This is a genomic window from Streptomyces gossypii (genome assembly GCF_025165795.1).
Lineage (GTDB): Bacteria > Actinomycetota > Actinomycetes > Streptomycetales > Streptomycetaceae > Streptomyces > Streptomyces gossypii.
Window position 1 is genome coordinate 367,088 of sequence record NZ_JAJAGO010000004.1, and the last position, 25,473, is coordinate 392,560.

At 71.2% G+C, this 25,473-nt stretch carries 21 protein-coding genes, 2 tRNA genes and 1 pseudogene; 8 read left to right on the plus strand and 16 right to left on the minus strand.

Annotation, left to right across the window (positions count from 1 at the left end; genetic code table 11):
• Nucleotides 1-82 precede the first annotated feature (82 nt).
• Complete coding sequence (gene lepA / locus LHJ74_RS10810) at nt 83-1,960, minus strand: translation elongation factor 4 (protein WP_260217691.1); 1,878 nt, start codon at nt 1,958-1,960, stop codon at nt 83-85.
• A gap of 215 nt (nt 1,961-2,175) precedes the next feature.
• Here lepA and rpsT point away from each other — a divergent pair, with 215 nt between their 5' ends.
• On the plus strand, nt 2,176-2,442 hold the full coding sequence (rpsT, locus tag LHJ74_RS10815) for a 30S ribosomal protein S20 (RefSeq protein ID WP_260217692.1): 267 nt from the start codon (nt 2,176-2,178) through the stop codon (nt 2,440-2,442).
• A 251-nt stretch (nt 2,443-2,693) separates the two neighbouring features.
• Here rpsT and LHJ74_RS10820 read toward each other — a convergent pair whose 3' ends face one another.
• The gene (locus tag LHJ74_RS10820) at nt 2,694-3,608 is read right to left on the minus strand and encodes an NAD-dependent epimerase/dehydratase family protein (protein ID WP_260217693.1); all 915 of its coding nucleotides are present in this window, start codon (nt 3,606-3,608) and stop codon (nt 2,694-2,696) included.
• Nucleotides 3,609-3,795: 187 nt separating this feature from the next.
• Between LHJ74_RS10820 and LHJ74_RS10825 the strand changes: the two genes are divergently transcribed.
• Entirely contained in the window at nt 3,796-4,728 is a 933-nt protein-coding gene (locus tag LHJ74_RS10825) for a hypothetical protein (RefSeq protein ID WP_260217694.1), read from the plus strand.
• Nucleotides 4,729-4,779: 51 nt separating this feature from the next.
• On the opposite strand, the gene holA is transcribed toward LHJ74_RS10825, so the two are convergent.
• Nucleotides 4,780-5,772 carry a DNA polymerase III subunit delta gene (gene holA, locus LHJ74_RS10830; protein WP_260217695.1) on the minus strand — a complete coding sequence of 331 codons (993 nt, stop codon included), beginning with the start codon at nt 5,770-5,772 and terminating at the stop codon, nt 4,780-4,782.
• 61 nt (nt 5,773-5,833) lie between these two features.
• Here holA and LHJ74_RS10835 point away from each other — a divergent pair, with 61 nt between their 5' ends.
• The 3 genes from LHJ74_RS10835 (at nt 5,834) to LHJ74_RS10845 (ending at nt 8,252) form a co-directional block, all read left to right on the plus strand.
• On the plus strand, nt 5,834-6,073 hold the full coding sequence (locus LHJ74_RS10835; RefSeq protein ID WP_260217696.1) for a hypothetical protein: 240 nt from the start codon (nt 5,834-5,836) through the stop codon (nt 6,071-6,073).
• A 137-nt stretch (nt 6,074-6,210) separates the two neighbouring features.
• Nucleotides 6,211-6,675, plus strand: a complete 465-nt coding sequence (locus tag LHJ74_RS10840) for a pyridoxamine 5'-phosphate oxidase family protein (RefSeq protein WP_260217697.1) — start codon at nt 6,211-6,213, stop codon at nt 6,673-6,675.
• Nucleotides 6,676-6,773: 98 nt separating this feature from the next.
• Nucleotides 6,774-8,252 (plus strand): substrate-binding domain-containing protein, encoded by a 1,479-nt coding sequence (locus LHJ74_RS10845; protein WP_260217698.1) that lies wholly within the window; start codon nt 6,774-6,776, stop codon nt 8,250-8,252.
• A gap of 1 nt (nt 8,253) precedes the next feature.
• Here the strand turns inward: LHJ74_RS10845 and LHJ74_RS10850 are convergent, their stop codons facing one another.
• Both LHJ74_RS10850 and LHJ74_RS10855 read right to left on the minus strand, forming a co-directional pair.
• Nucleotides 8,254-8,586: a DMT family transporter gene (locus tag LHJ74_RS10850; RefSeq protein WP_260217699.1), complete on the minus strand. Its 333-nt coding sequence runs from the start codon at nt 8,584-8,586 to the stop codon at nt 8,254-8,256.
• Nucleotides 8,583-9,329: an SDR family NAD(P)-dependent oxidoreductase gene (locus LHJ74_RS10855; protein ID WP_260217700.1), complete on the minus strand. Its 747-nt coding sequence runs from the start codon at nt 9,327-9,329 to the stop codon at nt 8,583-8,585. The genes LHJ74_RS10850 and LHJ74_RS10855 overlap by 4 nt, the downstream gene beginning before the upstream one ends.
• Before the next feature lie 129 nt (nt 9,330-9,458).
• On the opposite strand from LHJ74_RS10855, the gene LHJ74_RS34390 reads away from it, so the two are divergent.
• Nucleotides 9,459-10,109, plus strand: coding sequence for a TetR/AcrR family transcriptional regulator (locus LHJ74_RS34390; RefSeq protein WP_375546716.1), 651 nt, complete (start codon nt 9,459-9,461; stop codon nt 10,107-10,109).
• On the opposite strand, the pseudogene LHJ74_RS10865 reads toward LHJ74_RS34390, so the two are convergent.
• The 6 genes and pseudogenes from LHJ74_RS10865 to LHJ74_RS10890 form a co-directional block, all read right to left on the minus strand.
• Nucleotides 10,078-12,390: pseudogene (locus tag LHJ74_RS10865) on the minus strand (ComEC/Rec2 family competence protein); the annotation flags it as partial. The gene LHJ74_RS34390 and the pseudogene LHJ74_RS10865 overlap by 32 nt on opposite strands.
• A gap of 353 nt (nt 12,391-12,743) precedes the next feature.
• The gene (locus LHJ74_RS10870; RefSeq protein WP_375546717.1) at nt 12,744-13,520 is read right to left on the minus strand and encodes a ComEA family DNA-binding protein; all 777 of its coding nucleotides are present in this window, start codon (nt 13,518-13,520) and stop codon (nt 12,744-12,746) included.
• 908 nt (nt 13,521-14,428) lie between these two features.
• Nucleotides 14,429-15,274, minus strand: coding sequence for a DegV family protein (locus tag LHJ74_RS10875; RefSeq protein WP_260217702.1), 846 nt, complete (start codon nt 15,272-15,274; stop codon nt 14,429-14,431).
• 91 nt (nt 15,275-15,365) lie between these two features.
• Complete coding sequence (locus LHJ74_RS10880; protein ID WP_260217703.1) at nt 15,366-16,070, minus strand: hypothetical protein; 705 nt, start codon at nt 16,068-16,070, stop codon at nt 15,366-15,368.
• A 137-nt stretch (nt 16,071-16,207) separates the two neighbouring features.
• Complete coding sequence (gene leuS, locus LHJ74_RS10885) at nt 16,208-19,135, minus strand: leucine--tRNA ligase (protein ID WP_260217704.1); 2,928 nt, start codon at nt 19,133-19,135, stop codon at nt 16,208-16,210.
• Between the two features lie 286 nt (nt 19,136-19,421).
• Nucleotides 19,422-19,494: transfer RNA gene (locus tag LHJ74_RS10890), tRNA-Ala, on the minus strand.
• A gap of 253 nt (nt 19,495-19,747) precedes the next feature.
• Here LHJ74_RS10890 and LHJ74_RS10895 point away from each other — a divergent pair.
• The gene (locus LHJ74_RS10895; RefSeq protein ID WP_260217876.1) at nt 19,748-21,064 is read left to right on the plus strand and encodes a glycosyltransferase 87 family protein; all 1,317 of its coding nucleotides are present in this window, start codon (nt 19,748-19,750) and stop codon (nt 21,062-21,064) included.
• Here LHJ74_RS10895 and LHJ74_RS10900 read toward each other — a convergent pair.
• Together LHJ74_RS10900 and LHJ74_RS10905 are read right to left on the minus strand one after the other, a co-directional pair.
• On the minus strand, nt 21,043-21,276 hold the full coding sequence (locus LHJ74_RS10900; RefSeq protein WP_027747086.1) for a hypothetical protein: 234 nt from the start codon (nt 21,274-21,276) through the stop codon (nt 21,043-21,045). The genes LHJ74_RS10895 and LHJ74_RS10900 overlap by 22 nt on opposite strands.
• A gap of 204 nt (nt 21,277-21,480) precedes the next feature.
• Nucleotides 21,481-22,956 (minus strand): MFS transporter, encoded by a 1,476-nt coding sequence (locus LHJ74_RS10905; protein ID WP_260217705.1) that lies wholly within the window; start codon nt 22,954-22,956, stop codon nt 21,481-21,483.
• 103 nt (nt 22,957-23,059) lie between these two features.
• On the opposite strand from LHJ74_RS10905, the gene LHJ74_RS10910 reads away from it, so the two are divergent.
• Entirely contained in the window at nt 23,060-23,941 is an 882-nt protein-coding gene (locus LHJ74_RS10910) for a helix-turn-helix transcriptional regulator (RefSeq protein ID WP_260217706.1), read from the plus strand.
• Nucleotides 23,942-23,948: 7 nt separating this feature from the next.
• On the opposite strand, the gene LHJ74_RS10915 is transcribed toward LHJ74_RS10910, so the two are convergent.
• From LHJ74_RS10915 to rsfS, 3 genes are all read right to left on the minus strand, one after another.
• Nucleotides 23,949-24,021 (minus strand) — tRNA-Ala (locus LHJ74_RS10915).
• Nucleotides 24,022-24,141: 120 nt separating this feature from the next.
• Nucleotides 24,142-24,822 (minus strand): histidine phosphatase family protein, encoded by a 681-nt coding sequence (locus LHJ74_RS10920; RefSeq protein WP_260217707.1) that lies wholly within the window; start codon nt 24,820-24,822, stop codon nt 24,142-24,144.
• The gene (gene rsfS, locus LHJ74_RS10925) at nt 24,819-25,229 is read right to left on the minus strand and encodes a ribosome silencing factor (RefSeq protein WP_260217708.1); all 411 of its coding nucleotides are present in this window, start codon (nt 25,227-25,229) and stop codon (nt 24,819-24,821) included. Before rsfS ends, LHJ74_RS10920 begins: the two co-directional genes overlap by 4 nt.
• Nucleotides 25,230-25,473: the final 244 nt, after the last annotated feature.

The window sequence follows — 25,473 nt, forward strand, 5'->3', positions numbered from 1 at the left end:
CGGTGTAGAGCGGAAGGAGACGGAGGCACACACGCACGGCGAGTCTCCGCACGCGCGGGCGCCCGGAGCGGCTCCCGGACGCCTATTTCTTCGCCTTCGTCTCGCCGCCACCGCCACCGTCACTGGAGAGCGCGGCGATGAACGCCTCCTGCGGCACCTCGACCCGGCCCACGACCTTCATCCGCTTCTTTCCCTCCTTCTGCTTCTCCAGCAGCTTCCGCTTCCGCGAGATGTCACCGCCGTAGCACTTGGCCAGGACGTCCTTGCGGATCGCACGGACCGTCTCGCGAGCGATCACCCGGGCACCGACGGCGGCCTGGATCGGCACCTCGAACTGCTGGCGCGGGATCAGCTCGTGCAGCTTCGAGGCCATCCGCACGCCGTAGGCGTACGCCTTGTCCTTGTGGACGATCGCGGAGAAGGCGTCCACCCGGTCGCCCTGGAGCAGGATGTCGACCTTGACCAGATCGCCGACCTGCTCGCCGCTGGGCTCGTAGTCGAGCGAGGCATAGCCGCGGGTCTTCGACTTCAGCGCGTCGAAGAAGTCGAAGATGATCTCCGCGAGCGGGAGCTGGTAGCGCAGCTCCACGCGCTCCTCCGAGAGGTAGTCCATCCCCTGGAGGTTGCCCCGGCGAGCCTGGCACAGCTCCATGATCGCACCGATGAACTCGCTCGGCGCGATCAGCGTGGACCGGACCATCGGCTCCCGGACGCTCGCAACCTTGCCGGTCGGGAACTCGCTCGGGTTGGTCACGGTGTGCTCGGTGCCGTCCTCCATGGCCACCTGGTAGATGACGTTCGGTGCGGTGGCGATCAGATCGAGGCCGAACTCGCGCTCCAGCCGCTCCCGGACCACTTCGAGGTGCAGCAGCCCGAGGAAGCCCACCCGGAAGCCGAAGCCGAGCGCGGCGGAGGTCTCCGGCTCGTATACCAGGGCGGCGTCGTTGAGCTGGAGCTTGTCCAGGGCGTCGCGCAGCTCGGGGTAATCCGAGCCGTCCAGCGGATAGAGGCCCGAGAACACCATCGGCTTCGGTTCCTTGTAGCCGCCGAGAGCCTCCGTCGCACCCTTGTGGAGCTGGGTGATGGTGTCGCCGACCTTGGACTGCCGTACGTCCTTCACACCCGTGATCAGGTAGCCGACCTCGCCCACCCCGAGCCCCTCGGACGGGGTCATCTCCGGCGAGCTGGCGCCGATCTCCAGCAGCTCGTGGGTGGCGTTGGTGGACATCATCCGGATCCGCTCACGCTTGCTGAGCTGGCCGTCGACGACCTTCACGTAGGTGACGACGCCCCGGTAGGCGTCGTAGACCGAGTCGAAGATCATCGCGCGGGCGGGTGCGTCGGCGACCCCGACCGGGGCGGGCACCTTCCGCACGACGTGGTCCAGCAGCGCGTCGACGCCCTCACCGGTCTTCGCGGAGACCCGGAGCACATCCTCGGGCTCACAGCCGATGAGATGTGCCAGCTCACCCGCGAACTTGTCGGGCTGCGCGGCGGGCAGGTCGATCTTGTTGAGCACCGGGATGATGGTGAGCTCGTTCTCCATCGCCAGATAGAGGTTGGCGAGCGTCTGCGCCTCGATGCCCTGCGCCGCGTCGACCAGCAAAACGCAGCCCTCGCACGCCGCGAGCGAGCGGGAGACCTCATAGGTGAAGTCGACATGGCCCGGGGTGTCGATCATGTTGAGAATGTGCGGAACGAGCGCGCCGTCACTCTCCGTGGGCGCCCACGGCATCCGCACGGCCTGGGACTTGATCGTGATGCCCCGCTCGCGCTCGATGTCCATCCGGTCGAGATACTGGGCACGCATCTGGCGCTGCTCGACGACTCCGGTCAGCTGGAGCATCCGGTCGGCGAGCGTCGACTTGCCGTGGTCGATGTGCGCGATGATGCAGAAGTTGCGGATCAGCGCCGGGTCGGTACGGCTCGGCGCCGGCACGTTCGAAGGGGTCGCGGGCACGCGGGGTCCTGTCGGGTCTGTCGGTGGGGGCTCGGGTCGCTATGTCGTTCCCATCGTCCCATGAGCGGGCGGCGTCAACGGGATCCCGACCTGATTGGGAGGCCGAGCGGCCTGCTGATAGCCTGACCTACTGTGCCTCGTGCGCCTACCCGTCCATTCGACGGTACGGAACGACGGCACCGAACCCTTGTATTCGAACCCGTAAAGGCTGTTTCGTGGCGAACATCAAGTCCCAGATCAAGCGGATCAAGACCAACGAGAAGGCGCGTCAGCGCAACAAGGCGGTCAAGTCCGAACTGAAGACCGCGGTCCGCCGGACCCGTGAGGCAGTCGCCGCGGGCGACCTGGCCAAGGCCACCGAGGCCCAGCAGGCCGCGGCGAAGAAGCTCGACAAGGCGGCCAGCAAGGGCGTCCTGCACAAGAACAACGCCGCCAACAAGAAGTCGGCGATGGCCCAGCAGATCGCCTCCCTCAAGGGCTGACCTCCGCCTCGCCGTCCGGCCGTGCCACCACGGAGGGCCGGGCGACCTGACGTCGGCGCGGGCCCAGCGGGCCCTCTCTCCCGCTCCACGCCGGCAACTGCACCAACCGCGCCGCACGCGGCCTGCGTTCGCCACGCGGGTGCGGCGCCACACACTTCACTCACCGAAGGCCCCGCTGCAGCCCTTTCCCCGGGCGGCAGCGGGGCCTTCGGCGTGCGCGCACGGCGCGACCAGAGCACGGCCGGAGTACGTCAGGCCACGGTCAGGCTGCTGCGTATCCAGTCGGTGACGGACGCGTGCCGGGGCTTCCATCCCAGCTGGTCTCGTGCCGCCGAGCCGCGCACCCGGCTGTTGGAGCCGAGGGCGTACACGGCCGGCTCGAAACCCCACTCCCGGATCGCCGAGTCGATGTCCCAGGCCTGAGCGGCGCCGAGCCCGAGAGTGTCGGCAACGGACTGGACCATCTCGGCGAAGGACGCCTCACCGTTCTCGGCGAAGTAGAACGCCCCGGACGGCGCCGCGTCGAGCGCTCTGAGGTAGAGCTCGGTGACATCGTCGATGTGGACGGTCGACCAGATGTTGCGCCCCGGGCCGACGTGCCGGGCCACTCCACTGCTCCGGGCCTGGTCGGTCAGCCGGGGAAGCTGGACGCTGTCGCGCGCGATCCCCCGGCCGTGGCCGTAGATCAGGCTGTTGCACAGCACCGCCGAACGGATGCCGCGCTCCGCCCCGGCCAGGACGAGCCGGTCGATGGCCACGCGCGGCGCCTTCTCCGGATCGGGTCGCCAGGGACCGGCGGGGGCTACGTCGGCTTCGGTGAAGACCAGTTCTGACGCCTCACCCCGGGCGTCGTCACTCACGATGCTGGACCCGCTGGTGTGCAGCAGGGCCTTCCCGCTGCCTGCCAGTGCGCCGGTCAGCGCCTCCACGGCACCCAAGTGATCGCTGCTGGCGGCGTTGATCACCGCATCGGCCCGCCGCGCGGCCTGGGCGAGGACATCTCCGTCCTCCAGGGTTCCGAGGACGGGGGTGATGCCCCGCGCGAGGAGGGCGTCCGCCCGCTGCTCCGTCCGTGCCAGCCCGGTCACCTCGTGGCCCGACTCGTTCAGACGCGCGGCGACCGAACCGCCGATGTACCCGCTCGCTCCGGTGACGAAAACACGCATGGACAATCTCACCCACTCTCAGTTAGTTGCATACGCCGTATATTCTGTACGCTGGTTAACGGTCAACGCAAGTAATTCTTCGCAGGCCTCCAACGGCCACTCGATGCTCAGCAGGAGCTCCGGGCAAGCCGCGTAGGAGAGGGAAGACGCCGGACAGAGGCGCGAGCTGCTCGATAGAGTGCTGGTCATGTCAATACCGGGGGCACAGCCAGATCCCTATCAGCAGCCGCACCCGCAACAGCCGCCGAATCCGTACCAGCAGCCGCACCCGTACCAGCAACCTCCGGGGCCCCCAGGAGGGGCGGGAGGACCGGCGCAGCAGAACCCCTACGCCCAGACAGCGCCTCCGGTCATGGGCGCATACGGACAGCCCCTGCCCGGGCCGCCCGTACCGCCCGGACCACCTGGCCGTGGCAGAGCGGGCTGGCAGTGGGGGCTCGGCGGCGCCCTCGTGGCCTCCGCCGTGTGGCTGGGCACGCTCTTCACAACCGGCGTCCTGGGCGACGACGCAGCGCCGGAACCAGACCTGGCCGGTTACCACTTCCACGAGGACGTCTGCAAAGCGGCGGCGCTGGGCTCGTTCCTGGAGCACTACGACAAGCGAGACCCCTCCGACGACCCCTACCGGTACGCGTCCGAGCAGGATCGACTGGATTTGAGCTTCTGCAGCCAGAGCCTGGAGGACCCGGACGAGAGTTCCGACTCGTATGCGACCACGGTGGTGTCGGTCACTGTGGAATGGCACAAGGGCGCGGACCCCTCAGGCGAATTCGCCCCCCGCTGGAAGGGGTACGCGCAACGGGATGCCTACGACAGCTCGTACGTCGTCAAGCCCGTTGAGGACATCGGCGAGGAGGCCTTCCTCGTGACCGAGACCCGGGAGGACGACGACACGCTGGAGGGGATGACCCTCGCCGTCCGCGACGGCTGGATGACCTACGACATGTCCTGGAGTTCCTTCGGCGCCGGGGCTGACGACGACGCTTCCCAGCTGTCCGAGACAGAGGTCGCGGACATGCTCCGGTCGGACACCCGGGACGCACTGGAGCAGCTCAGGAAACCGGACGATGACAACCCGCCCGCACGCGACCCCGCACCGGACGGCCAGGAGGACATCTGAAGGGGCCGATCGGCCCGGCGGTGCGCGCTGCACGCCTGGGCGTCTCGCGCCTCAGCGCGACCGCGCCGCCCGTGCGACCGCGAGGACGGCCTGCTCCAAGGCGTACTCCGGGTCGTCCCCGCCGCCCTTGACTCCCGCGTCGGCCAGGGCCACGGCTTGCAGCGCCGAGGCCACGCCGTCCGCCGACCAGCCGTGCATCTGCTGCCGCACCCGGTCGATCTTCCAGGGCGGCATGCCCAGCTCCCGCGCGAGATCACCGGGCCGCATGCCGCGCGGAGCGGAGGCGAGCTTGCCGATCGAACGGACCCCCTGGGCGAGTGCGCTGGTGAGCAGGACCGGGGCGACGCCCGTCGCCAGCGACCATCGCAGGGCCTCAAGGGCTTCCGCCGCCCGGCCCTCCACGGCACGATCGGCGACGGTGAAGCTGGACGCCTCGGCGCGGCCCGTGTAGTAGCGGGCGACGACGGCGTCGTCGATGGTGCCCTCGATGTCCGCGGTGAGCTGGGCGCAGGCGGAGGCCAGCTCGCGCAGGTCGCTGCCCAGGGCGTCGACGAGGGCCTGGCATGCCTCCGGGGTCGCGGACCGGCCCGCCGCACGGAACTCGCCCCGGACGAACGCCAGTCTGTCGGCGGGTTTGGTCATCTTGGCGCAGGCGATCTCGCGGGCACCCGACTTGCGGGCGGCGTCCAGCAGACTCTTGCCCTTCGCCCCGCCCGCGTGCTGCAGCACGAGGGTGATCTCCTCGGCGGGGGACGTGAGATACGCCTTGACGTCCTTCACGCTGTCCGCGCCCAGGTCGTGCGCGGCGAGCACCACGACGACCTTGCGCTCGGCGAAGAGCGAAGGGCTGGTCAGCTCGGCGAGGGTGCCGGGCTGGAGGTCGGAGGCGGCGAGCTCGCGGACGTCCGTGTCCGGATCGCTGGCACGGGCGGCGGCGACCACCTGGCGCACAGCCCTGTCCAGGAGCAGGTCCTCCTGCCCCACCGCGACCGTGACGGGCGCGAGGGGGTCGTCTGCCGCGGGTGTTCTACGAGTTCCGGCCATCGCTTCACAGCATCCCATGCCCCACTGACAGCGGCGTGCCACGGCCACGGACAATGGAGGGGTGACCGACGTGCGACACATTCTGGTGCTCCCCGACCGCGACGCGGCGACGGAGGTGGCCGAGGAGCTGCGCGAGCGGTTCGGCGTCCGAGAAGAGCCGCAGCTGGTGCGCGAAGCGCTCGCCGGGGAGGACGACGCCGAGGACGCGCAGTGGCTGGTGGTGGTCGAGGACAGCGAGGGGCGTTACGCGGCGGAGGGGCTGGCGGAGCTGGCGGCGGAGTACGAGGGCTGGCGCGAGTAGCGGGCAGCGGGGGTCGGCGCGAGTCGCGGGCAGCAGGGCGGCGGCGCACCGGCGGCGGTCCCGGCTGTGCTCAGCCCCGGGGCGTACGCCCTGAGGCTGATGTACGGCTGCCGCGCGCCGCTGTTACGTTGCCGACCATGGCGGACACCACACTCGAGCCCCGCACCGGGGCCGAACGCAAGCGCGACCTGCTGGACCGACTGCGGACCGAGCACGATGTCTGGGTGGCGTCGGCCGACCGCGAAGGGGCGCCCTGCCTGGTGCCGTTGTCGCTCCACTGGGACGGCACGTGGATCTGGCTGTCCACCCGCTACGAGAACCCGACGGGGGTCAACCTGCGGGAGAACGGCGTGACGCGGCTCGCGCTGCAGTCCACCGAGTACGTCGCGATGATCGACGGCACCGTGGAGACCGTGGGCCAGGAGGAGATCGCCACGGAGACCGCGGACGCGTTCGCCGCGCGAGGCGGCTGGGATCCGCGCGAGGCGCGGCGGGGCCGCTACGTCTACTTCAAGGTCACGCTCACCGGCGTGCAGGCCTTCCAGGGCAGGCACGAGCTGCCGGGACGTCATCTCATGGTGGACGGCGACTGGTTGGTCTGACCGCCGCCCCGCCGGAGCGGGGTGTACGCGTGGTGAACCTCTCATGACAGCTCGACTCCCGGGCCCCGGCGTGCACAGAACGTTCGTACGGTTCACCCGTGGAGTGGCTGAACGCGGAGAACATACTGGGGACCGCGGGCGTCGTGGTAACCGTCGCCGTGCTCGCGTACGAGCGGCTGATCCCCGGACTCAAACGGCTCGGCTATCGCGTGCAGATGGACACCGCCATCGGCGGCGACACCCAGAACGGCCAGACGGACGTGCGGATCGGGCTGTTCGGGGAAGCCCCGGAGATGTCCGAGGCCTCCCTCGTACTGCTCCGGATCGAGAACGACGGCCTCAAAGGCATCGGCCAGAACAGCTACGAGACGGACGGGCTCACCGTCACCTTCGCCGGCCGGACCGTGATCGGCGTCGCGGTCACCGAGCCGAACCCCGACGACCTCGTCGACAGCCTCACCGCCGACCTCGGCCTCCGGCACGAGGGCAACAAGATCTACATCCCCAAGGTGCCGCTGAACAAGGGCCATCACTTCAAGCTGCTCGTCCTGCTGAACGGCTCCGGCGTCGGGGGCAAGGTCACCCTCGGCGGGATCATCAACGAGGGCAGCATCAAACGGAACCGTCAGCAGCGGCGCCCCAGCAACCTGCTGCTCGGCGTCGTCGTCTTCCTCGTCCTCCTCGTCGGCGCCCAGCAGAGCCTGCTGTGGTGGAACCAGAACCAGGCCCCGATCGGCTGCGCCGAGGGCCGGCTGACCATCACCGGCTCCACGGCTCTCCAGCCCGCCATGGAGGAGATCGGCGCCGCGTACGAGTCCGACTGCCCCGACGCGACCGTCGATGTGGCCGCCCAGGGAAGCAAGGAAGGGCTCCAACTGCTCGACGCGGAGGGCAGGAAGGCGCAGCGGGCGAACGGGGGAGCCCCGCCGATGGTCGCGGTCTCGGACGGGCGCGCGAACGGCTATCCGCAGCTCAAGGAGAACCCCGTCGGCGTCGCCGTGTTCGCCATGGTGGTCAACGAAGGCGTCGGCGTGCGGGAGATCTCCCTCAAGAACCTGCGGAAGCTCTACAGCGGCGAGATCCGCAACTGGCGCGAACTGGGCGGCCGCGACGTGCCCGTCAGGCTGGTGAGCCGCAGCTCCGGCTCGGGCACCCGGAGCATCTTCCAGGAGAACGTACTCAAGAGCTTCGAGTCGGGCGTCTCGTCGCAGGACTGCGTACGGCAGGACGACCCCGCCGCGAAGGTGCTGCGCTGCGAACGGAGCAGCACCCCTGTCGTCCTCTCCACGGTGGGACAGACGGAGGGCGCGATCGGCTACGGCGAGCGGCAGGCGGCCGCCCAGTCGGACGGCGTGACCCTGCTGCGGCTGGACGGGCAGGCGGCGGACTCGGAGACAGTCAGGGACGGCACGTACCCGTTCCGTGCCGCCGAGTACGCCTACACGTACGGGAGTCCGCCCGCCGACTCCCTGGCCTCCGAGTTTCTCGGCTACCTGGCGGACGGCGCCGCCCAGAACATCCTCCGCACCCACGGCCACCTCTCCTGTGCGGGGCTGCAGAGCGCCCAGCTGTGCTGACTCAGTCCTCCGTCAGCTTCAGCCCCGCCACACCGCCGAGGATGAGCAAGACACAGCCCGCCCGGGCCCAGGTCAGCTCCTCTCCGAACGCGGCGACTCCGGCCACGTACACGCCCGCGGCCCCGATCCCGACCCAGACCGCGTACGCCGTGCCCACGGGCAGGCTCGTGATCGCGAAGGACAGCAGGACGAAGCTGGTCAGCGCGACGGTCACGCCGAGCACGCTGGGCCAGAGGCGCGTGAAGCCCTCGGACTGCTTCAGGGCGAGTGCCCATACGAGTTCGAGCAGGGCCGCGATCACCAACAGCGTCCAAGCCGCTCCGGACGTCTTCACGCGTTCGTGCCCGCGTCCACCGTGATCTCGGCGCCGGTGATGTTACGGCCGCCGGGTCCGGCGAGATGGGCGACGGTGGCGGCGACGTCGTCGGGGCTCAAATAGCGTCCGAGCGCGGTGATTCCGCGTTCGGCGTCGGCGTGCGGGGCGTCGGCCGGGTTCATGTCCGTGTCGGTGGAACCCGGGTGGACGACGTTTGCGGTGATGCCCCGCGGTCCGAGCTCGCGGGCCAGGCCTCTGGTGAGGCCGCTGAGCGCCGACTTGCTCATGGCGTAGAGCGCGATGCCGGGGACGGGCACGTGGTGGGCGAGGTTACTGCCGATGCTGATGACGCGACCGCCTTCGGGCAGATGCGGCAGCGCGGCCTGGGCTGCCAGGAACGCGGCGCGGACGTGGATGGCCAGCGTGCGGTCCAGCTCCTCCCGAGTGACCTCCTCGACCGGGCCCGCCGGGAAGACGCCCGCGTTGTTGACCAGGATGTCCAGTCGCCCGAATTCGGCGGCCACCTGCCGTACCGCCCCCGCGACCGCGGCGGGGTCGGCCGCGTCGGCGGCGATCGGCAGCGCGCGGCGGCCGACGTCCCCGACATCGGCCAGCACCTGCTGCGCCCGCGCCTTGCCGGTGTCGCTGACGTACGTGAAGGCCACGTCCGCGCCCTCGCGCGCCAGCCGTCGGACGATGGCGGCTCCGATCCCCCGGCTGCCGCCGGTCACCAGCGCCGTCTTGCCCAGCAGTGCGTCCATGTCCCGTGTGCCTCACTTCTGCGTCGATTATTTCTGTGTCAACCAGCACAGAAAGACTGGCACGTGCCGGAACGCCACGTCAAGAGATATATTTAACGGGCGGCACAGAAAGTGAGGAGGCACGGAGACATGACACCGGCAGCACGCGGACGTCCTAGGAGCTTCGACCGCGGCGCAGCCCTGGCACGGGCGATGGAGACGTTCTGGGAGCATGGCTACGAATCGACCTCCATGACCGCCCTCACCTCGGCCATGGGCATCAACTCGCCCAGCCTCTACGCCGCCTTCGGCTCCAAGGAGCAGCTGTTCCGCGAGGCGGTGGCGCTCTACGACGCGACCGAGGGCGCATCGGTCAACCGCGCGCTCACGGAGGAACCCACCGCTCACGCCGCCGTCGCCACGGTGCTCCGCGAGAACGCGCGGGCCTACACCACGGCGGGCAGACCGAGCGGCTGCATGATCGTCCTGGCCGCGACGAACTGCTCCGAACCCAACGCCGCCGCCCAGGAGTACCTCGCGGAGTGGCGCAGAAGCGGAATCGAGGACCTGACCCGGCGGCTGGACCAGGGCGTACGGGACGGCGAACTCCCCGCCGGGACCGACGCTTCGGCGGTCGCCCACTTCTACACCGCTGTCCTCCAGGGGATGTCCGTGCAGGCACGGGACGGCGCGTCCCGGGCGGACCTGGAACGGGTCGCGGACCAGGCGATGACGGCGTGGGACGCGGTGACGGCTCAGCGCCGGCGGAGCGCTCCGTCACCCCCGCCCCCGACGAAGTGACGGACAGGGCACCGGAGACGTCGGTCCGCAGCACCACCGCGCCCCGTCCGCGGAGCGCGTCGACCGTACGTGGTGCGGGGTGGCCGTACGGGTTGTCCGCACCGCAGCTGATGAGTGCGATGCGAGGACTGAGGCGGTTCAGCAGGCCGGAGTCCTGATACGACGATCCGTGGTGGGCGACCTTGAGCACGTCCACGGAGGTCAGCTCCGGGTGCGCGGCCAGCAGCCCGCGCTGGGCGGGCGGTTCGAGGTCCCCGGGAAGGAAGACGGTCAACCCGCCCGTCCGTACGAGCAGGGTGACGCTGGCGTTGTTGGCCTCGCCGGACCCGGCGGGTAGGCCGCCGCCGTCCGGCCACAGCACCTGCCAGGACACGTCACCGGTGTCACGCCGCTCGCCGGGCCCGGCCCGGATCAGCGGAACACCCTCCCGCCGGGCGACTCGGCGCACGAACTGCGCCTGATCCCGTGGCTCCTCCAGACGGGTCGTCTGCACCGCGCCCACCGCCCGGCCTCGCAGCGCACCGGGAAGACCGGCGACATGGTCGGCGTGGAAGTGGGTGAGCAGGAGCAGCGGAATCGTGGTGATGCCCAGCGTACGGAGGCAGTTGTCGACGGCGTCCGGGTCGGGCCCGGTGTCGACGAGTACGGCTCTGCCGTCGCCCGCCGCCAAGGCGAGGGCGTCCCCCTGGCCCACGTCGCAGACCACCAGCCGCCACCCCGCCGGTGGCCAGCCGGTGAGGGTGCGGGTGAACGGCGCCGGGCGGATCAGGGCGAGCAGCAGGAGCAGCGCGCAGGCGGCGCAGAGCCAGGGATGGCGCGGCAGCCGTGGCGCGAGCACCGTGAGGGTCACGGCCAGCACGGCGAGGAGCAGGGCGCCGGCCAGCGTGTCCGGCCAGCCGATGGCGGCGCCCGGAAAATCCGCCCCGGTACGGGCGATGGCGGCGATGGCCGCCGTGGGCCACCCGGCCAGCCAGGCGAGCAACTCGGCGAGCGGCATGGCGACGGGTGCGGTGGCGAGCGTGGCGAACCCCAGCACGGTGGCAGGGGCCACCGCGAACTCCGCCAGCAGGTTGCAGGGAATGGCGACGAGGCTGACATGGGCTGCCAGCACGGCGACCACCGGCGCGCACGCCGCCTGGGCGGCGGTCGCGGCGGCCAGCGCCTCGGCCGGGCGGCCCGGGACACCCCGGCGCCGCAGAGCCGCGCTCCACCGTGGTGCGACCGTCAGGAGAGAAGCGGTGGCGAGTACCGAGAGCAGGAATCCGAAGTCGCGGGCGAGCCACGGAAGCCAGAGGACGAGCAGCAGCACGGCTGCGGCCAGGGCCGGAATGAGCGAGCGGCGGCGCCCCGTGCCGATCGCGAGAATCGTGATCAGGCCGCAGGCGGCGGCCCGCAGGACGCTGGGCTCAGGGCGGCAGACCACCACGAATCCGAGGGTGAGCAGCGCGGCGAGAACGGCCGTCGTCCGCAGCGGGAGCCCCAGTCGCGGGGCGAGCCCGCGCCGTTCGGCCCGGGAGGCGACGCCCGGCGGGCCGATGAGCAGCACCAGCAGGACAGTGAGGTTTCCCCCGCTGACGGCCAGCAAGTGGAGCATGTCCGTGGTGCGGAAGGCTTGTTCGAGATCCTCCGGAATGCGTGCCGTGTCTCCGACGACCAGGCCGGGCAGCAGCGCCCGACGATCCCCGGACAGCCCGTCGGTGGCCTCCCGGAGCCCGCGCCGCAGGTGTCCCGCCGCGCGTTGCGCGGCGCTGGGCGGCCGGACGACACGCGGTGGCTCCGTGCCTTTGAGGCGCAGCACGGCGACCAGGTCCTGGCCGCCCCGCCCCGAACCTCGGGGCGGGACGAACCGCACTTCGGCGCGCAGCCGGGTGGACGGCAGCAGCCGGAGCCAGGCCGCTCGCGCGGACGGCGGGCCGCGGCTACCGCTGCTCGGGGAACCGTCGCGATCGCCGGTGGAGGACTCACCCCTCCGGTTTTCCGGCCGGGCGGCCGCGGCTTCCCCGTCCTCCGGGCGGACCATCAGCAGGACGGGAGTACGCAGCCCACCGGTGTCCACGCCGTCGGCCGCGACTCGGCCGAGCTCGGCCGGGACGAGGACGACACCCGGTGACCGCCGCGGGCCGCGGACCCGGGGGCGGGAGAGGCGAGGATCGCCGGTGACGGTCACCTCGACGGTGCCGTGCGCGTGCGCGGCGGCCAGCGCGGGGACCGGCCCCCGGTGCAGGTCCGCCGCGTGCAGTGCGGCGGACGCGGCTGAGGCCCCGGCGCAGAGCAGCGTCATCGCGGCGGCGGTGAGCGTCCGCCGCGTGCGCCGGGAGGGACCGGGCGCAGCCCCTCCCGGCGCAACGGGCGCGGAGCGGGCTGCCGAAGCCGTCGCGTCGGCCCGCCTCCGACGGACGGAGAGCAGGAGGAGCAGCGCTGTGAGCGCGCCGCATCCCGCGACGCCTGCCGCGGCCTCCCGGCCCGGAGCGCCGAGCGCCATGGCCGCCGCCGCCCAGGCCGCGAGAGCGGGCGGAACCAGCCGCAGGTCGGCGGGCCCCTCCTGCCGTGGCTCGGCGGCGCCCAGTCCGCTGCCTGCGGCGAGATGGACAGCCGAACGGCGCCTGGCGCCGGGCCCGGTCACCGGCCCGCCGCTCACAGGCCGACCTGTGGTTCGAGATCGGCGAACCGTGCCTCGCCGATGCCGTTGACCTCACGAAGCTCGTCGACGGAGCGGAACCCGCCGCGCTCGTCGCGGTAGTCGATGATGTGCTGCGCAAGTACGGGCCCGATGCCGGGCAGGGTCTCCAGTTGCTCGGCGGTGGCGGAGCCGAGACTGATCCTGGTGCCCGTGGGGGGTGCCCCGGTGGCTCCGGGCTCCGCCCCTGGCGGCCCGCCCCCGGGGGCGGGTGCCGGGCTCGCGCCCGCCACGATCTGCTCACCGTCGACCAGGAGCCGCGCCCGGTTGAGACCCTCGGCGTCCGTGCCGGGCCGCAGCCCGCCGGAGGCCTTGAGCGCGTCCGCAACCCGTGAACCCGGTGGCAGCGTACGAATTCCCGGGCGGCGGACCTTGCCCGCGACATCCACGATGACCCGCCCGCCCGGCCGCGCGGCTGGGCCGCCCGGGCTCGCCATGCCGCCGGGGGCGGCGGACGCACCAGTCGGCCCGGCCGACGTGCCCGGTGGATGGCCAGGTGCGGCTGCCTGTGGCGCACGGACGGTCTGGGGGCGACCGCTCCAGAAGTGGTGGACGGCGAAGCCGACCGCGAGCAGCAGCACGACCGCGAGCGCCGCGAGAGTCCTCGGCTCCACCCCGCACCTGAGCTGCAGCCAGAGCGGAAGCCGCTCCCGGACTGCGAGACTCCACCGCCCGCGCCGGGGCCTGCGGCCCGCGGGATCGGCGTCCGCGGCGGTGGTCACTGCGGTGGTCACGGCGGTGTCCGCAGCGGCGTCGCCGTCGGCCGGGCCGTCGTCGTGACCGTCGCGGCTCGGCCGGACAGCGGCGGGGGCACCTGTGCCGGGGCCGCGTGGCCCCGAGCCGCGCGGCGGACGCGGCGATACGGACATCAGGCGCCGATCCGGGCCGCTGAACTGCCCGGAGAACGTGCCGGGGTCAGTGGGATCAGCCGGGCGCGCACAGCTGGGCGCCCCGGACTGACCTGACGCTCCGGGCTGGGCCCCCGACCGCTCCCGGCGGCTTTCCCGCACCGCCGCACGGGCCGCCGAGACCGCCGCGGCGCGCGGAAGGACGCGCGCCTCCGACACCTCAGGGAGCGCCGACTCCGGTGCCGCGCCTGGACGGGCCGGTCCCGGCCCCGGGCGACGGCGCGGCACCACGCGTCGGCCCCTTCCCGGACCGCTCAGGGACGGGCGCGGACCGGTCACCGCCGCACCCGGCTCCCGCGCCGGTGGCCCCACCCTCGTGCCGGGAGGCACCACGACGAGCCAGGAGGCGTCCACCGGACCGCCGTATGCCGGTGGAGGGGAGTCATCCACGCACTGGACCGGGGCGGCGGGAGGGCACTCGCCGCAGCCCCCGCAATCACCCCTGCCGCCGCAGCCGGCCGGGGACCGCTCCGGCGGGAACAGCGCCGCCGCGCGCTGGGAGCCAGGGCCGGGCACGGGAACTGGCGCGGTGGGAGCGGCACGCGCGCGGCGGTGAAGGCGGCGCCCACCGCGCCCGGGGGCACGATGCCCGGGAGCGCGGTGACCGGGGCGGAGGGTGTCAGGTCGTGTTCGCGTGGTCATGCCGACTGACGGTAGACAGGACTCGCCGAGTCAGATGATCTTGCTCGTTTTCTGGGGACAACTCACCGGTTGTGCATAACTCCCTCACTCGTTCAGTGGAGTGAGACGACCGCTCCCAGCAGCCCCGGGCCGGTATGGGCGCCGATGACCGCACCCACCTCGCTGACATGGAGAGCGGCGAGACCGCTCACCCGGCCGCGCAGCCGCTCCGCGAGCTGGTCCGCCCGCTCCGGCGCGGCGAGATGATGCACCGCGATGTCCACCGGAGCCTCCCCCGCCCGCTCCACGACGATCTCCTCCAGACGGGCGATGGCCCGGGAGGATGTACGCACCTTCTCCAGTGGGGCGATCCGCCCTCCGGCCAGTTCCAGCAGCGGTTTGACGGCCAGCGCGGAGCCGAACAGGGCCTGGGCCGCGCCGATGCGCCCACCCCGGCGCAGGTAGTCGAGGTTGTCGACGCAGAAGTACGCGGACGTCCCCTCGGCCCGCTTCACGGCGGCGGCGACCGCCTCCTCCGCCGTGCCGCCCGCGCCGGCGACGTCCGCCGCGGCGAGGGCGCAGAAGCCGAGTGCCATCGCGACCATCCCGGTGTCCACGACATGGACCGGCACCGGCGCGTCACGGGCGGCGAGCAGCGCCGCGTCGTACGTCCCGGAGATCTCCGCCGACAGGTGCAGGGAGACGATGGCTTCGGCTCCCGCCTCCGCCGCCGCGCGGTAGGCCGCCGCGAAGGTCTCGGGGCTCGGGCGCGAGGTGGTCACGGACCGCCGCTTCCGCAGCGCTTCGGCCAGCGAGCGGGCGGAGATCTCCGTGCCCTCTTCCAGCGCCTCGTCACCGAGCACCACCGTCAGCGGCACGGTGCCGATCCGGTGGGCCTCCAGTGCCGCCTGAGGCAGATAGGCCGTGGAATCCGTGAGGGTCGCGACATGGCGGGACATGAACTGGAGGTTATCTCCCGCCGTCCCCGGCCTGTGGCACAGGCCCGGACGTCTGCTGTCCGGACGACTCAGCTGGTCAGGACTCAGCCGGTCAGGACTCCGGGGCTTCAGGTTTCACGGGGGCTGCGAGCTCTCCGGGCGCCTCGGACGCCTCCGGCTTCGCCAGGCTCACCTGGTCGCGCTCCCCCGGCGGCTCTATCGGGGCAGCTCGCCCCCGCTCCGGGGCTGCGCCGAGGGGAACGCCTCCCGACGGCTCCTGCCAGCCCCGCAGCGCCCCCGATTCGATCTCGATCTGCTCCCGCAGCGACGTGAGGCCCTCCGCGTCGAACTGATGAGCGCGGTCCTGCGCCGCGAAGCGCAGGGAATCGGCCGACTCCCGGATGGTGCTGACACGCTTCCGCACCTCGGGAAGCCGCTCGGCGATCCGGACGCGGTCGGGCTCCCGCTCCATCAGGAGCCGCAGCTCGCCGTCGAGCTGTCGTGCGTGGTCGTGCAGCCGGTCGAGCAGGCCGAGTGCTTCGCGGAGCGAGGGGTCGCCGTCGGCACCGGCCTCCAGTGCGCGGCGGGTGCTGTCTATGGAGGAGCGCAGCTCCATCCGGACCCTGGCGACCTCGCCGACCGCACCGGGCTGCGCGGTCCTGGCCTTGAGGGTCGTCTCCTCGACCGTGCGCCGCACCTGCGCGCCGGTACGCTCCACGCCGCGCTTCACCGCCCGCACAGTCTTGACCGCGGCCACCACGCCGAGGGTCACGCAGACCACCACGAGCAGAGCCAGTACGCCGATGACGAATTCCACCCCGTACTCCTTCGTCCGACAATGGCGGCCTTGGTTGCTGCTCTTCCGGCCCCGGTTACTGGCTCCAGCGTAAACGGGCGGGGCCGGTCCGGGGTTCCGTACGACCCGGACCGTCCCCTCGCACCGCCCCGTAGGGGTCAGGCCGGGACGATGTTCACCAGCTTCGGCGCCCGCACGATGACCTTCCGGATCTCCGCCCCGCCCAGGGCGGCGACAACGGACGGGGCCGACAGCGCGGTGGCCTCCAGTTCGGCCTCCGTGATGGACGGGGCGACCTCCAGTCGCGCCCTGACCTTCCCCTTCACCTGGACCACGCAGGTGACGGTCTCGTCGACGACGTACGCCGGATCGGCGACCGGGAAGTCCTCGTACACGACGGACGTCTCATGGCCCAGCTTGTGCCACAGCTCCTCCGCGACGTGCGGCGCCAGCGGAGCGATCAGCAGCACCAGCCCCTCGGCGACCGAGCGCGGCACCTGGTGCTGCTTGGTGACGTGGTTGTTCAGCTCGGTCACCTTGGCGATGGCCGTGTTGAAGCGCAGGCCCGCCAGGTCCTGCCGTACGCCGTCGATCGTCTTGTGCAGGGCGCGCAGCGTCGCCTCGTCCGGCTCCCCGTCGGTGATCCTCAGTTCGCCGTCCGCCTCGTCCACGACGTTCCGCCACAGCCGCTGGAGCAGGCGGTACTGGCCCACGACGGCCCGCGGGTCCCAGGGCCGCGAGACGTCCAGCGGGCCCATCGCCATCTCGTACAGCCGCAGGGTGTCCGCGCCGTACTCCGCGAAGATCTCGTCCGGTGTGACGGCGTTCTTCAGGGACTTGCCCATCTTGCCCAGCAGCCGGGAGACCTTCTCGCCCTGGTGGTAGTACGCGCCGTCGCGCTCCTCCACCTCGGCCGCGGAGACCGCGATGCCCCGGCTGTCCCGGTAGACATACGCCTGGATCATGCCCTGGTTGAACAGCTTGTGGAACGGCTCCACCGAGGAGACATGCCCCAGGTCGAAGAGCACCTTGGACCAGAAGCGGGCGTACAGCAGATGCAGCACGGCGTGCTCGGAGCCGCCCACGTACAGGTCGACACCGCCGCTGGGCATGCCCTCGCGCGGGCCCATCCAGTACCGCTCGACGGTCGGGTCGACCAGCACGCGGTCGTTGCGCGGGTCCAGATAGCGCAGTTCGTACCAGCAGGAGCCGGCCCAGTTGGGCATCGTGTTGGTCTCACGGCGGTACTTTCTCGGCCCGTCGCCCAGGCCCAGGTCCAGGGTGACGTTCACCCACTCCTCGTTACGGGAGAGCGGGGTCTCGGGCGAGGTGTCCCCGTCGTCCGCGGCGAAGGTGCGCGGCGAGTAGTCGTCGACCTCGGGCAGCTCCAGCGGCAGCATGTCCTCCGGCAGCGCGTGCGCGATGCCCTCCTCGTCGTACACGATCGGGAAGGGCTCGCCCCAGTAGCGCTGGCGGCTGAACAGCCAGTCGCGCAGCCGGTAGTTGACGGTGCCGGCACCGACTCCCTGCGCCTCCAGCCAGGCGGTGATCTTCTCCTTGGCCCGCTCGACGTCCAGTCCGTCCAGGGCGATCCGCGGTCCGGCGGAGTTCACGATGCTCGCGTCGTACGAGACGAACGCGTCGTCCCAGGCCGCAGGATCGGTGCCGCGGCCGTCGGAGGGCTCGACGACGCAGCGCATCGGCAGCTCGAAGGCCCGTGCGAAGTCGAAGTCACGGTGGTCGTGCGCCGGTACGGCCATGATGGCGCCGGTGCCGTAGCCCATCAGCACGTAGTCGGCGACGAAGACCGGCACCGGCTCGCCGCTGACCGGGTTGGTGGCGTACGCACCCGTGAAGACCCCGGACTTGTCCTTGGCCTCGGCCTGCCGTTCGACGTCCGACTTGGCGGCGGCCTGCGCACGGTACGCGGCCACCGCCTCCGCCGGAGTGCCGTGTCCGCCCGTCCAGACCTCGTGGGTGGCCTCGGGCCAGGCGGACGGCACGATGCGGTCGACCAGCTCGTGCTCGGGTGCCAGCACCATGTAGGTCGCCCCGAACAGCGTGTCCTGCCGGGTGGTGAAGACGGTGATCGACTCGTCGGCGGGACCGCGCTCCCCGGCGCCGGTGCCGGCACCCGCTCCAGGAGCGGCGGTGTGTACCGGGAAGTCGATCCGCGCGCCCTCGCTGCGGCCGATCCAGTTCCGCTGCTGCAGCTTGATCGCTTCGGGCCAGTCCAGTCCGTCCAGATCGTCCAGCAGCCGTTCGGCGTACGCGGTGATCCGCATGTTCCACTGGCGCAGCTTGGCCTTGAAGACCGGGAAGTTGCCACGCTCGGAGCGCCCCTCCGCGGTGACCTCCTCGTTGGCCAGCACCGTGCCCAGGCCCGGGCACCAGTTCACCGGCGCCTCCGAGGCGTAGGCCAGCCGGTACTCGCCCAGCAGGTCAGCGCGCTCGGCCGCGTCCAGCTCGCGCCACGGCGCGCGGTCCTGGGGTGTGTGGCGCCGACCGGACTCGAACTCCTCGACCAGCTCGGCGATCGGACGGGCGCGCTGCGCCTCCGCGTCGTACCAGGAGTTGAAGATCTGCAGGAAGATCCACTGGGTCCACCTGTAGTAGTCCGGGTCGATCGTCGCGAACGAACGCCGCTGGTCGTGGCCCAGTCCCAGCCGGCGCAGCTGGGCCTTCATGGCGACCATGTTGGCCTCGGTCGACACCCTGGGGTGGGTGCCGGTCTGCACGGCGTACTGCTCGGCGGGCAGACCGAAGGCGTCGAAGCCCAGGGTGTGCAGGACGTTGTGGCCGGTCATCCGGTGGAAGCGGGCGACGACATCGGTGGCGATATAGCCCAGCGGGTGCCCCACGTGGAGGCCCGAACCCGAGGGGTAGGGAAACATGTCCATGATGAACTTCTTGGGCTTGGCCACCGCCTCCGGGCCGCCGCCCAGATCGCCGTCACCCGGGTTGGGCGCCTCGTACGTGCCCTGCTTCTCCCAGAAGTCCTGCCAGCGCGTCTCGATGTCGGCGGCCAGCGCCGCCGTATAGCGATGGGGTGCCGCGGTCTCGGCGGCGGTCGTCGTCTCGCTCATCGTCCTCAGGGCTCCATCGGTCGTCTCTGCTCAGGAAATGAAAAATCCCCTCGCACAGGAGGGGACGCCGCGCCGATCCGACCCCGCCAGCGGGGGTCAGAACTGATCAGCGCGGCTCGCTAAGCAGAAGGCGTACGGCACGCATGCGCTCAGGGTACCGCAAGGGCGGGCACCGCCCGTAGGTAGCGGGACACCCTCGATGAAAGAGAAACGGGCCGCCCACAGGGGGCGGCCCACTCGAATGGCCATGAAAACCACAGCAGGAATCGCTGCGGAGTTCACACTGTGGAGCTAAGGAGAATCGAACTCCTGACCTCTTGCATGCCATGCAAGCGCTCTACCAACTGAGCTATAGCCCCAAGACTTGGTCCGCGCGCAAGACGTGGGCAGGGGCACTGTCAGTGAATCGGCAGTCGCCCTGCGGCGTCCCCGCTGCGGCGATGCCCACTCTACACGTCCGCCGACGCGCTCCGCCAAATACTTCTGGCCGACAGGGGCACCTGTACGGTCGGCGCGTCCGCCGCCGCCCGCCCCCACCGGGAGACGCCCGTGAGTACTACGCACCTGTCGACAGCCGCTCAGAGCGCCTCAGTGCGGGCGGGGTCGTATCTGATGCGGCGGCCCACGGCGACGGCGGCACTCCTGTGCCTGCTGTCCTTCACCGGCTTCTGGATCGCCCAGCGCGCCACGGACGTCTCCATGATCGACCTCATGGTGTACCGCGCCCAGGGCTGGACGGTACGCAGCGGCGAGGACCTCTACTCCCTGCGCGCCACTCACGCGGACCTTCCCGCGACCTACCCGCCGTTCGCCGCGCTGCTGTTCACACCGCTCACCCTGCTCGACGTAGCCGAGATGCGCACCGCGGCAACAGTGATCAATCTGACTCTGCTGACCGCGCTCATCCACCTGTCGCTGCGACTGGCCGGCCGGCCGCTGAGCATCCCTCGCCCCGCCGCCACCATGGCGCTGGCCTCCCTGGCCGTCTGGTGCGAACCCGTATGGACGACGCTGCGCTACGGCCAGGTCAACCTGCTGCTCGCCGTACTGGTCCTGTGGGATCTCTCCCGGTCGCCCCGGCACCGATGGGTCGGCGTCGGCATCGGCATCGCGGCAGGCATCAAACTCACGCCCGCACTCTTCGCGGTCTTCCTCGCCCTGTGCGGCGTCGTACAGGGGTGGCGGCGGCTGCGCCGCACCAAGAACGCCGACGCCCTGTGGAACCCGCGGCTACGGCAGGCCGTCGTCGCCACCGCCGCCTTCCTGACCACCGCCGTCATCTCCGCTGCGCTGCTGCCACGGGACTCCCACCAGTTCTGGACCGACACCCTCTTCACCACCCAGCGGATCGGCAGCCCGGAAAGCACCGCCAACCAGTCGCTGACCGGGGTCCTCGCCCGGCTGCTGCACACCGGGCAACCCGACAGCGCGGCCCTCGTGCTCACCGCCCTCGCCGCGACCGTCGGGCTCGCCACCGCCGTGGCCGCGGCCCTCGCGGGCCCGCGCGGCCTCCCGCACGCACCTGCCTGGGCCGCGCTCGCCTGCGCCGCCACCGCCCTGCTGATCAGCCCGTTCTCCTGGTCACACCACTGGGTCTGGTGCGTCCCGATGGTGCTCCTGGTGGCCACCGAGGCGCTGCGCCGAGGCTCCCCCGCCTGGTGGTGCGGGGCAGGGGTAGGGGCACTGCTGTTCTGCTCATACGCCCTGTGGTGGGTACCCAACAGCTTGCCGCACTCCCCCCGCGTCGAGCTGCGGCAGAGCCTCGACCAGATGCTGCTCTCCGCCGTCTACCCCTTGGCGGCGACCCTCTTCCTGACGGTCACCGCGACGGTCTCCCTGCGGGCGCTGCTCGCCGGGCGGGAGCCAGGGGCACGCGCCAAGCGAACGGTGCCCGCAAGGGAGGCCGATCAGGCCGTGGCGAAGGAGTAGAAGCGTTTCAGCGTGCAGTGCTCGTCGAGCAGGCGGCCGTAGATCGGCTCACCGTCCAGCTCACGATATGTCTCGATCGGGTCGCCTTTTATGATGAGCGCCCGTGCGCATTCCTCGCACCAGTACTGGAACGCGGTGTTGACGGGCTCCATGTCCCGGACGACCGGCGTGCCACTGCCGCACCAGTCGCACTTCCGGCTGTGTGCGCCCATCAGTCAGCTCCAGGTGTGGCCACAGGCCGTGCACACGTAGGAAACTCCTCCATTGTCGCCGAGCACCTGGGCGATGTTCGATGATCCACAAGCGGGGCACTGCAGGAACGTCGCCGGCATCGCTGCTGCGCCTCCCTCAGCCCCGCCCCCCTTTTCCCGGTCGTCACGATTCTGCCACGTTCTTCCCGTCGGCAGGAGCCCCGGTCACACACGCCTGCGTACGAGTCCCCCGACTGCGCCGAGGACCGCCGTCAGAGCGAGCGCGAGACTGGTCGTCCCGATGGCCTCGGAGGAGGACCCGGTGGCCTCCAGACGGTTGAGATAGAGGGTGCCCAAAGTGGCGACCCCCAGGAGCATGCCCAGTTGCGTCACCGTGGTCAGCAGCCCGCTGGCGTCGGCCGCCTCCTGCGGGCGTACGGAGCCGAGGGCGCGGGTGAGCGTCGGCCCGTAGCCGAAGCCGAGACCGGCACCGACGCCGAGGAAGGCGGCGTACAGCCACACCCCGCCGTCTCCACCGTCCCGGAGCAGCTCGCCCATCGCCGCGTACGAGACGGCGGCCAGCACGAAGCCACCCGGCACCGCCAGCCGCAGGAGCCGCTCCGGGAGCCGCTGCCAGAGCATCCCCACCGTGCCGAAGGCGATCGCCGTCGGAAGGAAGGTCACGCCGGTGCGCCAGGCGCTGTAGTCCAACCCCGTCTGCAGATGGAGCGAGAGCGCGAAGAGCACGCCCGCGTTCAGCGCCATCACCAGACCGATGCGCAGCACCGCCAGCGGTATGCCGGGCGCCCGCAGCACCTTCGGCGAGATCAGCGGGGCTCCGCCGCGCCTGGCGAGACGCTGCTCGTAGAAGGCGAAGACGGCCAGCAGCACGGTGCTCGCCGCGAGCGACAGCCAGCACCACAGCGGCCAGTCCCGCTCCTCCCCGAGTACCAGGGGGACGGTCAGGAGGCCGACGGCGGCGGCGAGCAGCAGCAGGCCGGTCACGTCCAGGCCGCGGGCGCGGTCCTCCGTACGGGCCGCCTTCTCCTCACGGGGCAGCACCCGCGTTCCGAGGATCAGCAGGAAGGCGCCGATGGGGACATTGACCAGGAAGGCGGGACGCCACCCGGTGCCGAAGAGGTCGGCGCTCACCAGGACGCCGCCGATGATCTGCCCGGCCGCCGCCCCGGTGGCGATCACGGCGGCGAAGGCACCGAGGGCGCGCGCCCTGGACGGCCCGGTGAACGTGCGCTGAATCAGGCTGAGCACCTGCGGCATCATCAGCGAGGCGCCCGCTCCCTGGACGAAGCGGAAGGCGATCAGCTGGCCGGAGTCCCCCGCCAGGCCGCAGGCCAGGGAGGCGAGGGTGAAGACGACGAGGCCCTGGAGGAAGAGGCGACCATGGCCGAACCGGGCGCCCAGTCTCGCTCCGGTGATCAGCAGCACCGCATAGCTGATGGTGTAGCCCGCCAGGATCATCTGGAGCCCGCCACCGGAGGCGCCGAGGTCGGTACGGATGGTGGGGGCGGCGACGTTGACGATGAAGATGTCGAGGAGAGCCATGAACTGGCCGGTCAGGACGGTGAAGAGCACCCAGCCACGGCGGATGTCAGTGGCGGGGCCTTTACTGGCCGCAGGGCTGCCGGCCTCAGGGCTGCCGACCCGGTCGGCAGCCGAATCGGAAGGAAGGGTCTGGGTCATGCCAACTAGCCTGTGCGCAGGGCGGTACCGGTAACGAGAGCCCCCTGATACGGGTACTGACAGCACCTGGCACAGCCTGACCGCCGGCGTGAGGATGGGAGGGATGACGTCGATGACAGCACAGCGGCGCAGGCCCGAGCTTGCCGCGTTCCTGCGCAGCCGCCGCGCCCGCGTCACCCCCGCGGATGTGGGGATGCCGCCCGGGTTCCGCAGGCGTACGCCCGGCCTGCGGCGCGAAGAGGTCGCACAGCTCGCGGGGGTGGGGGTCACCTGGTACACGTGGCTGGAGCAGGGGCGTCCGATCAACGCCAGCGCCCAGGTGCTGAACGCCGTGGCGGGCACCCTGCGGCTCGACCAGGCCGAGCGGGAGCATCTCTACCAGCTGGCCGAAGTGCCCTTCGCGCCGGATCCCGTGCCGCACCCGGTGAAGATAGGCGAGGAGTTGCAGGCCGTACTCGACGCGATGGATCCGCTCCCCGCCGTGATCTACAACTCGCGGTACGACATCCTCGCCACCAACCGCGCCTATCGCGGGCTGTTCCGCATGCCCGACGGGCGTCATCGGGGCCGCAATGTGCTGTGGACGCTCTTCACCACTCCCCTGCCGGGCTGCCCGCTGGTGTTCCGGGACGACGAACTGCCGCTGATGGTGGCGACGCTGCGCGGAGCGTACGGGCGTCATCTGTGCGTGCCCGCCTGGGAGTCGTTCATCAGGCGCCTGTCCGACGCCAGCCCGGAGTTCGCCCGGATGTGGGCAAGCGGCGATGTGGTGCCACCGGGCCCGCGCGTGAAGACCTTCCGGCACGAGGCGGCGGGTGAGATCAGGATGTCCTCGGTGTCCCTGGCGGTGAACGGGATACCGGAGGCCCGGATCGTCGTCTACACGCCGAGTGACGAGGAGAGCCGGGAGAACCTTGCAAAAATCCCGCCTCCTGAGGAGGCGGGATCAGAAGCGGTGACCGCGAATCCGGCTGTGCTGCTGTGAATCCGAGTGGAGCTAAGGAGAATCGAACTCCTGACCTCTTGCATGCCATGCAAGCGCTCTACCAACTGAGCTATAGCCCCGCGCCCTCCGGCCCCTTCGGAGCATCTGCCCTCCGGCGCCGTGAACGAGAAGAATCGTAACCGGTGCCGGGGCTGATTGAGAAATCGGCCCGCCACCGCCCTGGCCGGGTCAGTTGCCGGTCAGTCGTCGTCGCCGAAGACGGGCTCCGGAAGGGTGCCGGCGTTGTGCTCCAGCAGCCGCCAGCCGCGCAGGCTCTCACCCAGCACCGACCAGCAGCAGTTGGAGAGACCGCCCAGCGCCTCCCAGGTGCTGGGCTGGAGGCCCAGCATCCGGCCGATGGAGGTCCGGATGGTGCCGCCGTGACTCACGACGACGAGCGTGCCCTCGTCCGGCAGCTTCTCCACACTGCGCTCGATCACGGGCGCGGCCCGGTCGGCGACCTCGGTCTCCAGTTCACCGCCGCCGCGCCGCACCAGCTCGCCGCGCTTCCAGGCGGCGTACTGCTCACCGAAGGCGGCGAGGATCTCCTCGTGGGTCAGACCCTGCCAGGCTCCGGCGTAGGTCTCGCGCAGGTTCTCGTCGTGCGTCACGGTGAGGCCGGTCAGCGCGGCCAGCTCGGCGGCGGTGGCCACCGTACGGCGCAGATCGGAGGCGATGATGGCGTCCGGTCTCAGGCTGGCCAGCAGCCGTGCGGAGCGGCGCGCCTGCGCGACGCCGTCGTCGGTGAGCGGGATGTCCGTCGACCCCTGGAAGCGGCGCTCCAAATTCCAGGACGTCTGGCCGTGACGCCAGAGCACGACCTTGCGGCCCTGGCCCTGAGAACGGCCCTGGGCCCGGGCCTGGGCCTGGACCTGGCTCACGGAGCCTCCTCCTCGTATGCCGCCCCCTTGCCACGGGTGGCTTTGGCGTCCTCGCCCAGTTCGATCTCGGGGCAGTCCTTCCACAGCCGTTCGAGCGCGTAGTAGACGCGCTCCTCGCTGTGCTGGACGTGCACGACGATGTCCACGAAGTCCAGCAGCACCCAGCGTCCCTCGCGCTCGCCCTCCCGGCGGGCGGGTTTCACGCCGTGCTCCTTGAGCAGGTGCTCCTCGATGGCGTCGATGATGGACTTGACCTGCCGGTCACTGGGTGCGGAGGCGAGCAGGAACGCGTCGGTGAGGGCGAGTACCTCGCTCACGTCGTAGGCGACGATGTCGTGCGCGAGCTTGTCAGCCGCGGCCTGGGCGGCGGCCTTGATCAGCTCGGTGGAAAGGTCGGTGGCGGTCACAGGCCATGCTTTCAGTCGGAGTCGGCTTCGGCGGGGCACCCGGTCGGTACCGCCCGGACTCAGCTGCCCGGACGGGAGTACGGAGCCCGGCCGTGCTCAAGACCTCGTACACGGTAGCGAGTGGGCTACCGCACCAGGTCGTCACGCGGCAGCACCAGGATCTCACGCCGGGCGCCGCCGCCTCTTCCCTGTTGCTCCGGCCGGGAGCAACAGGGAAGAGGACCGGTTCAGACAGGACGCCCGC

What these genes read in the sequence shown, in the direction of transcription:
- leuS (WP_260217704.1), bottom strand. Translation starts at nt 19,135, where the DNA reads ATGAGCGAGACGACGACCGCCGCCGAGACCGCGGCACCCCATCGCTAT.
- LHJ74_RS10905 (WP_260217705.1), bottom strand. Translation starts at nt 22,956, where the DNA reads ATGACCCAGACCCTTCCTTCCGATTCGGCTGCCGACCGGGTCGGCAGC.
- LHJ74_RS34390 (WP_375546716.1), top strand. Translation starts at nt 9,459, where the DNA reads ATGACACCGGCAGCACGCGGACGTCCTAGGAGCTTCGACCGCGGCGCA.
- LHJ74_RS10855 (WP_260217700.1), bottom strand. Translation starts at nt 9,329, where the DNA reads ATGGACGCACTGCTGGGCAAGACGGCGCTGGTGACCGGCGGCAGCCGG.
- LHJ74_RS10840 (WP_260217697.1), top strand. Translation starts at nt 6,211, where the DNA reads ATGGCGGACACCACACTCGAGCCCCGCACCGGGGCCGAACGCAAGCGC.
- LHJ74_RS10895 (WP_260217876.1), top strand. Translation starts at nt 19,748, where the DNA reads ATGCGGCGGCCCACGGCGACGGCGGCACTCCTGTGCCTGCTGTCCTTC.
- LHJ74_RS10825 (WP_260217694.1), top strand. Translation starts at nt 3,796, where the DNA reads ATGTCAATACCGGGGGCACAGCCAGATCCCTATCAGCAGCCGCACCCG.
- LHJ74_RS10820 (WP_260217693.1), bottom strand. Translation starts at nt 3,608, where the DNA reads ATGCGTGTTTTCGTCACCGGAGCGAGCGGGTACATCGGCGGTTCGGTC.
- LHJ74_RS10910 (WP_260217706.1), top strand. Translation starts at nt 23,060, where the DNA reads ATGACGTCGATGACAGCACAGCGGCGCAGGCCCGAGCTTGCCGCGTTC.
- LHJ74_RS10875 (WP_260217702.1), bottom strand. Translation starts at nt 15,274, where the DNA reads ATGTCCCGCCATGTCGCGACCCTCACGGATTCCACGGCCTATCTGCCT.
- LHJ74_RS10900 (WP_027747086.1), bottom strand. Translation starts at nt 21,276, where the DNA reads ATGGGCGCACACAGCCGGAAGTGCGACTGGTGCGGCAGTGGCACGCCG.
- holA (WP_260217695.1), bottom strand. Translation starts at nt 5,772, where the DNA reads ATGGCCGGAACTCGTAGAACACCCGCGGCAGACGACCCCCTCGCGCCC.